This window comes from Enterococcus sp. DIV1639a (assembly GCF_050530445.1).
Lineage (GTDB): Bacteria > Bacillota > Bacilli > Lactobacillales > Enterococcaceae > Enterococcus_B > Enterococcus_B hirae.
On sequence record NZ_CP172886.1, the window covers coordinates 942482 to 950000 of the forward strand.

General features: G+C 41.2%; 4 protein-coding genes, 1 tRNA gene and 2 rRNA genes (1 of these 7 only partly in view). All 7 read left to right on the forward strand.

The genetic code is table 11. The features are described 5' to 3' along the window. Positions 1–22: 22 nt before the first annotated feature. Positions 23–202 carry a 50S ribosomal protein L32 gene (gene rpmF / locus IGJ32_RS04295; protein ID WP_010719637.1) on the forward strand — a complete coding sequence of 60 codons (180 nt, stop codon included), beginning with the start codon at positions 23–25 and terminating at the stop codon, positions 200–202. A gap of 209 nt (positions 203–411) precedes the next feature. After that, positions 412–1833 carry an NADP-dependent phosphogluconate dehydrogenase gene (gene gndA, locus IGJ32_RS04300; protein ID WP_063626846.1) on the forward strand — a complete coding sequence of 474 codons (1422 nt, stop codon included), beginning with the start codon at positions 412–414 and terminating at the stop codon, positions 1831–1833. 187 nt (positions 1834–2020) lie between these two features. Then, positions 2021–2707 carry a response regulator transcription factor gene (locus IGJ32_RS04305; protein WP_005875038.1) on the forward strand — a complete coding sequence of 229 codons (687 nt, stop codon included), beginning with the start codon at positions 2021–2023 and terminating at the stop codon, positions 2705–2707. After that, positions 2704–4203 (forward strand): HAMP domain-containing sensor histidine kinase, encoded by a 1500-nt coding sequence (locus IGJ32_RS04310; protein WP_010719635.1) that lies wholly within the window; start codon positions 2704–2706, stop codon positions 4201–4203. Before IGJ32_RS04305 ends, IGJ32_RS04310 begins: the two co-directional genes overlap by 4 nt. 666 nt (positions 4204–4869) lie before the next feature. Further along, a 16S ribosomal RNA gene (locus IGJ32_RS04315) occupies positions 4870–6429 on the forward strand. Between the two features lie 78 nt (positions 6430–6507). Beyond that, positions 6508–6580, forward strand: a tRNA-Ala gene (locus tag IGJ32_RS04320). A gap of 179 nt (positions 6581–6759) precedes the next feature. Beyond that, positions 6760–7519, forward strand: a 23S ribosomal RNA gene (locus IGJ32_RS04325); it runs 2154 nt beyond the window's last position. The 16S and 23S rRNA genes sit together here with 1 tRNA gene alongside, the layout of an rRNA operon.

Here is a 7519-nt window from a genome sequence, read left to right on the forward strand (position 1 = left end):
CTTTACAAGGAGGTGTAGCAAAATGGCAGTACCAGCTAGAAGAACATCAAAAGCTAAAAAAGCAAAACGTCGTACACACTACAAATTGACAATCAAAGGTTTAAACGAATGTGCAAACTGTGGTGAAATGAAAAAAAGCCATCACGTATGTGCAAATTGTGGTTACTACGATGGTAAGGACGTAATGTCTAAAGAAGCTTAATACATTTTAATTAGAAAATGTAAAAACCTCAAGGCTAACCATGGAGCCTTGAGGTTTATTTTTTTGTGATACTTTAAAACTTTCCTAGCTCGTCCATTAATATTGAAACAACGTCATAAAAATATATGCTTCTTTGGTTTGCAATAGCGCCATGTTAAGCTATAATGATAGAGATTAGGGAGAACATCCCATATGTAGGAGGAGTTCATATGTCAAAACAACAAATCGGCGTTGTCGGTATGGCCGTAATGGGTAAAAACTTAGCCCTTAATATTGAAAGTCGTGGGTATTCAGTTGCCCTCTTTAACCGTACTGGATCAAAGACAACTGCTGTGGTGGAAGAACACCCAGACAAAAAATTTAAAGCAACTTATTCAATCGAAGAATTTGTCGATTCGATCGAAAAACCACGTCGAATCCTTCTAATGGTAAAGGCTGGTCCGGCAACGGATGCAACCATCCAAGAATTACTTCCGCATTTAGATAAAGGAGATATTTTAATCGATGGAGGAAATACTTTCTTCAAAGACACGATTCGTCGGAATGAAGAACTAGCTAACTCTGGTATCAACTTTATCGGCACAGGTGTATCAGGTGGGGAAGAAGGAGCCTTAAAAGGACCTTCAATCATGCCTGGAGGGCAAAAAGAAGCCTATGAATTGGTTGCACCAATCTTAGAGCAAATCTCTGCTAAAGCAGAAGACGGGGCCCCTTGTGTGACTTACATCGGTCCTAATGGTGCTGGTCATTATGTCAAAATGGTTCATAACGGCATCGAATATGGCGATATGCAATTGATTGCAGAGTCTTATGACTTGATGAAAAACATCTTAGGCTTATCAGTTGAAGAAATGGCTGACATCTTTAAAGAATGGAATCAAGGTGAGTTAGACAGTTACTTGATTGAGATCACTGCAGATATCCTAACAAGAAAAGATGATGAAGGAACTGGGAAACCAATCGTTGATGTCATCATGGACGCTGCTGGTAACAAAGGAACAGGAAAATGGACGAGCCAAAGTGCGTTAGACCTAGGTGTTCCTTTACCATTGATCACAGAATCTGTTTTTGCTCGTTACATTTCAGCGTACAAAGACGAACGTGTCCAAGCAAGCAAAGTGCTAACCCGCACGAATGAGTTTTCATTTACTGGAGATAAAAAAGAGTTAATCGAAAAAATCCGTGAAGCATTGTACTTCAGCAAAATTATGAGTTATGCACAAGGTTTTGCTCAATTACGTGTTGCTTCTAAAGAATATGGTTGGGATCTGCCATTTGGTGAAATTGCTAAGATCTGGCGCGCTGGATGTATCATTCGTGCTCGTTTCTTACAAAAAATCACTGATGCGTATGACAAGGATTCTGATATCGAAAATCTTTTATTAGATGATTATTTTGTCGACATCACCAATAAATACCAACAAGCAGTAAGAGATGTAGTCGCACTAGCTGTCCAAGCGGGCGTTCCGGTACCAACTTTTTCTTCTGCGATTGCTTATTTCGATTCTTATAGAGCAGAACGTTTACCGGCAAATATTATCCAAGCGCAACGTGATTATTTTGGTGCGCACACCTATGAACGGGTAGATAAAGAAGGAATCTTCCATTATTCATGGTATCATGAAGAGTAATCTTTTCGCTTCTTGAAGATGAAGAAAAATAAAAGATGACATGAGAGCTGGAGTCAACTGAAAAGAGAAGACTTCAGCTCTTTTTAAAAATTATTATCCATGATAAAATGGTTATAGATTTTTAAGTAGATTATCGGTATAATAATAGAGTTTTGAAAAGCCCGTAGAATAGAAAGGAAAAAAATTGATGAGTAATATTCTAATCATTGAAGATGAGAAAAACTTAGCTCGGTTTGTCGAGTTAGAATTAAAGCATGAAGGCTACAATGCAGAAGTACATTACAATGGCCGTACAGGATTAGATGCAGCGTTAAACAATGAATGGGATGCTATTTTATTAGACTTGATGTTACCAGAATTAAATGGACTAGAAGTATGCCGTCGTGTCCGTCAAGTTAAAAATACACCAATCATTATGATGACTGCTAGAGACTCAGTAATCGATCGTGTCTCAGGATTAGATCATGGTGCAGATGACTATATCGTTAAACCTTTTGCGATTGAAGAATTATTAGCTCGTTTACGTGCCTTATTACGTCGTATCGACATTGAAGGAGACAAGAATGTAGCGAAACAAACAACGATCACCTATCGTGACCTAACGATCGAAAAAGAAAATCGTGTCGTACGACGCGGCAGTGAAGTCATTGAGTTAACAAAACGTGAATATGAATTGTTACTTACTTTGATGGAAAATGTAAATGTTGTATTAGCCCGTGATGTTTTACTAAACAAAGTATGGGGATACGAAACAGAAGTCGAAACGAATGTTGTGGATGTCTATATTCGTTATCTTCGTAATAAAATTGATGTTCCTGGAGAAGAAAGTTATATCCAAACTGTCCGTGGAACAGGCTATGTGATGCGCTCGTGATAAAACCGAAAAATTCTGAAAAAAGAGAACTTAAAGGTCCCTCCTTGACAATCAAGTGGGCCTTTGCAAGTTCTTTCTTTATATTCGTTGTTTTTACCATTTTTGCGGTCATTACGTATAAGTCTTCAATCAATCTAATCGTGGCAAAAGAGCGAAACAATGACGAACGAACGATCTCAGAAGTCGCTTCACGATTAGCCAATGCAAATGAAGAGCTGACATTAGTCAACACCTACCGCAACTTAACAAATGCAGAAAATAATACGAGCATCAGTGACACATCAATCATTGAAGGGAATTTGATGAAAATCGATTCGTTCATTTCCGAATTAGGACAATCTTCAATGGATCTATATGTCTATAACTTAGATGAAAAATTAATTTTTAAAACGCATGAAAAAGATCGTTCATTGATCCAAACAACTAGAAAAGTGCCAACGATCGTCACGTTAGATGGCAAAACTGGTTTTCTTTCTGTCCAGCCGATCTATTCTAAAGAAACGAGAGAAAAGATTGGTTATGCTCAAAGTTTTTATGAACTTTCATCTTTTTATGATATTCGGAACAAGTTATTATTGACACTCATCGTATTAGAAGTTGTTTCCTTGATTTTAAGTAGTATACTCGGGTTTTTCTTATCCTCTTATTTCTTAAAACCATTAAAGGTCTTACGAGACACGATGGATACGATTCGTAAAGACCCACAATCAGATATTCATATGCCGGAAATTGATACGAATGATGAACTAGCTGATCTTGCTGAAATCTTCAATGAGATGCTTGATCGCATGCGTCTTTATATTGAACAGCAAGAACAATTTGTGGAAGACGTTTCTCATGAATTAAGAACTCCAGTAGCAATCATTGAGGGACACTTGAGTTTATTGAATCGTTGGGGGAAAGATGATCCTGAAATCTTAGAAGAATCACTAGCTGCAAGCATGCAGGAAATTAGTCGAATGAAGAGTTTGGTTCAGGAAATGCTTGATCTTTCCAGAGCAGAACAAGTGGATATGCATTATGCGAATGAAACGACATTAGCGAAAGAAGTCACTTACCAGGTTTACAATAACTTCAAAATACTATATCCAGATTATGTCATTACTTTAGATGACGATTTAGCAAAAGAAGTGACTCTGCAAATTTATCGTAACCACTTTGAACAGCTAATCATTATTATTTTGGATAATGCAGTGAAGTATTCAACCAATCGAAAAGAAGTGCATATTTCGATTTCTTCTACATTGAGCGAATTTGAAATTGCGATTCAAGACTTTGGAGAAGGCATACCACAAGAAGACCTTAATAAGATTTTCAATCGCTTTTATCGTGTCGACAAAGCCAGAGCACGAACAAAAGGTGGTAATGGGTTAGGCTTATCCATCGCTAAGCAATTGGTTGAAAATTATAAAGGGAGAATCAATGCAGAAAGTGTCGTTGGGCAGGGTACCATTTTTAGGATCTTTATTCCGATTGTAAAAGAAGAAAACAAGTAAAGGGGGTTAACTTTACTTGTTTTTTTTATTCAAAAAACAAACAATATAGGGAAGTGCTCGAATTTATAAAAAACGTAAATACGCGGAACCGAACTTTTGTATCTGAATAGGTGTTAAACGCGCTGAAAAAACTATAAAAAAACGTCAAAATACTAATTATCGAGAGGAATATTCGCTTTTAAAAATTATAGTGAAAAATATGTTTTTTTCTATTGCATTTTTCGACAGTCCTTGATATATTATTATTTGTTCTGATAAAGCGTGATGAATTTCACTTTAAAATTTGTTGAAAAAACATATTGACGATGAAAAATCACCATGTTATAATAACAAAGTCGCTTGATTAAGAAGTGACGAAAAGATTGAAATATCAATGGAAAAAGTTGTTGACAAATAACAATTTAAATGATATGATAATCAAGTCGTTAAGAACACGGCAAACAACTCAGTCAAAAAAATTGAAAAAAGTTATTGACAAAACCTTAAGAAAATGTTAAGATATAAGAGTTGTTGAAAGAAAAAATGTAGACCTTTGAAAACTGAACAAAGCAAAGACAAACCAAATGTGTAGGGCGTCTTGATTGATTCAAGACAACAAACATTTTTAACAAGCAAGCAATATGCTAGCAAACAATTGAGCTTAACAATCGTAAGATTGTTCGAACTTTTTATGAGAGTTTGATCCTGGCTCAGGACGAACGCTGGCGGCGTGCCTAATACATGCAAGTCGAACGCTTCTTTTTCCACCGGAGCTTGCTCCACCGGAAAAAGAGGAGTGGCGAACGGGTGAGTAACACGTGGGTAACCTGCCCATCAGAAGGGGATAACACTTGGAAACAGGTGCTAATACCGTATAACAATCGAAACCGCATGGTTTTGATTTGAAAGGCGCTTTCGGGTGTCGCTGATGGATGGACCCGCGGTGCATTAGCTAGTTGGTGAGGTAACGGCTCACCAAGGCGACGATGCATAGCCGACCTGAGAGGGTGATCGGCCACATTGGGACTGAGACACGGCCCAAACTCCTACGGGAGGCAGCAGTAGGGAATCTTCGGCAATGGACGAAAGTCTGACCGAGCAACGCCGCGTGAGTGAAGAAGGTTTTCGGATCGTAAAACTCTGTTGTTAGAGAAGAACAAGGATGAGAGTAACTGTTCATCCCTTGACGGTATCTAACCAGAAAGCCACGGCTAACTACGTGCCAGCAGCCGCGGTAATACGTAGGTGGCAAGCGTTGTCCGGATTTATTGGGCGTAAAGCGAGCGCAGGCGGTTTCTTAAGTCTGATGTGAAAGCCCCCGGCTCAACCGGGGAGGGTCATTGGAAACTGGGAGACTTGAGTGCAGAAGAGGAGAGTGGAATTCCATGTGTAGCGGTGAAATGCGTAGATATATGGAGGAACACCAGTGGCGAAGGCGGCTCTCTGGTCTGTAACTGACGCTGAGGCTCGAAAGCGTGGGGAGCAAACAGGATTAGATACCCTGGTAGTCCACGCCGTAAACGATGAGTGCTAAGTGTTGGAGGGTTTCCGCCCTTCAGTGCTGCAGCTAACGCATTAAGCACTCCGCCTGGGGAGTACGACCGCAAGGTTGAAACTCAAAGGAATTGACGGGGGCCCGCACAAGCGGTGGAGCATGTGGTTTAATTCGAAGCAACGCGAAGAACCTTACCAGGTCTTGACATCCTTTGACCACTCTAGAGATAGAGCTTCCCCTTCGGGGGCAAAGTGACAGGTGGTGCATGGTTGTCGTCAGCTCGTGTCGTGAGATGTTGGGTTAAGTCCCGCAACGAGCGCAACCCTTATTGTTAGTTGCCATCATTTAGTTGGGCACTCTAGCAAGACTGCCGGTGACAAACCGGAGGAAGGTGGGGATGACGTCAAATCATCATGCCCCTTATGACCTGGGCTACACACGTGCTACAATGGGAAGTACAACGAGTCGCAAAGTCGCGAGGTTAAGCTAATCTCTTAAAGCTTCTCTCAGTTCGGATTGTAGGCTGCAACTCGCCTACATGAAGCCGGAATCGCTAGTAATCGCGGATCAGCACGCCGCGGTGAATACGTTCCCGGGCCTTGTACACACCGCCCGTCACACCACGAGAGTTTGTAACACCCGAAGTCGGTGAGGTAACCTTTTGGAGCCAGCCGCCTAAGGTGGGATAGATGATTGGGGTGAAGTCGTAACAAGGTAGCCGTATCGGAAGGTGCGGCTGGATCACCTCCTTTCTAAGGAATATTACGGAGACTACACTGTTTGTTTTATACTTTGTTCAGTTTTGAGAGGTCTACTCTCAAAAATAAATCGGGGCCTTAGCTCAGCTGGGAGAGCGCCTGCTTTGCACGCAGGAGGTCAGCGGTTCGATCCCGCTAGGCTCCATTAACAACATTAGTTGTTAAAACATTTTGTTCATTGAAAACTGGATATTTGAAGTAAATTAGTAATACAAACCGAGAACACCGCGTTGAATGAGTTTTTTAATAAGTTCAATTGCTTATTTTCTTGATCGGACTTCTATCGCTAGAAGAAAGATCAAAACCCAACCGCAAGGTTGATAAGGTTAAGTGAATAAGGGCGCACGGTGGATGCCTTGGCACTAGGAGCCGATGAAGGACGGGACTAACACCGATATGCTTTGGGGAGCTGTACGTAAGCTATGATCCAGAGATTTCCGAATGGGGGAACCCAGCATCTTTTATAGGATGTTACGTTTGCGTGAATACATAGCGCATTCGAGGTAGACGCAGAGAACTGAAACATCTAAGTACCTGCAGGAAGAGAAAGAAAATTCGATTCCCTGAGTAGCGGCGAGCGAAACGGGAAAAGCCCAAACCAATGAGCTTGCTCATTGGGGTTGTAGGACTCCAATATGGTAGTTCTTTCAGATAGTCGAATGACTTGGAAAAGTCAGTCAAAGAGGGTAAAAACCCCGTAGATGAAATTTGGAAGGCACCTAGGAGGATCCTGAGTACGGCGGAACACGAGGAATTCCGTCGGAATCCGGGAGGACCATCTCCCAAGGCTAAATACTCCCTAGTGACCGATAGTGAACCAGTACCGTGAGGGAAAGGTGAAAAGCACCCCGGAAGGGGAGTGAAATAGAACCTGAAACCGTGTGCCTACAACAAGTCAAAGCCCGTTAATGGGTGATGGCGTGCCTTTTGTAGAATGAACCGGCGAGTTACGATTGCATGCGAGGTTAAGTTGAAGAGACGGAGCCGCAGCGAAAGCGAGTCTGAATAGGGCGTTTGAGTATGTAGTCGTAGACCCGAAACCATGTGATCTACCCATGTCCAGGTTGAAGGTGCGGTAAAACGC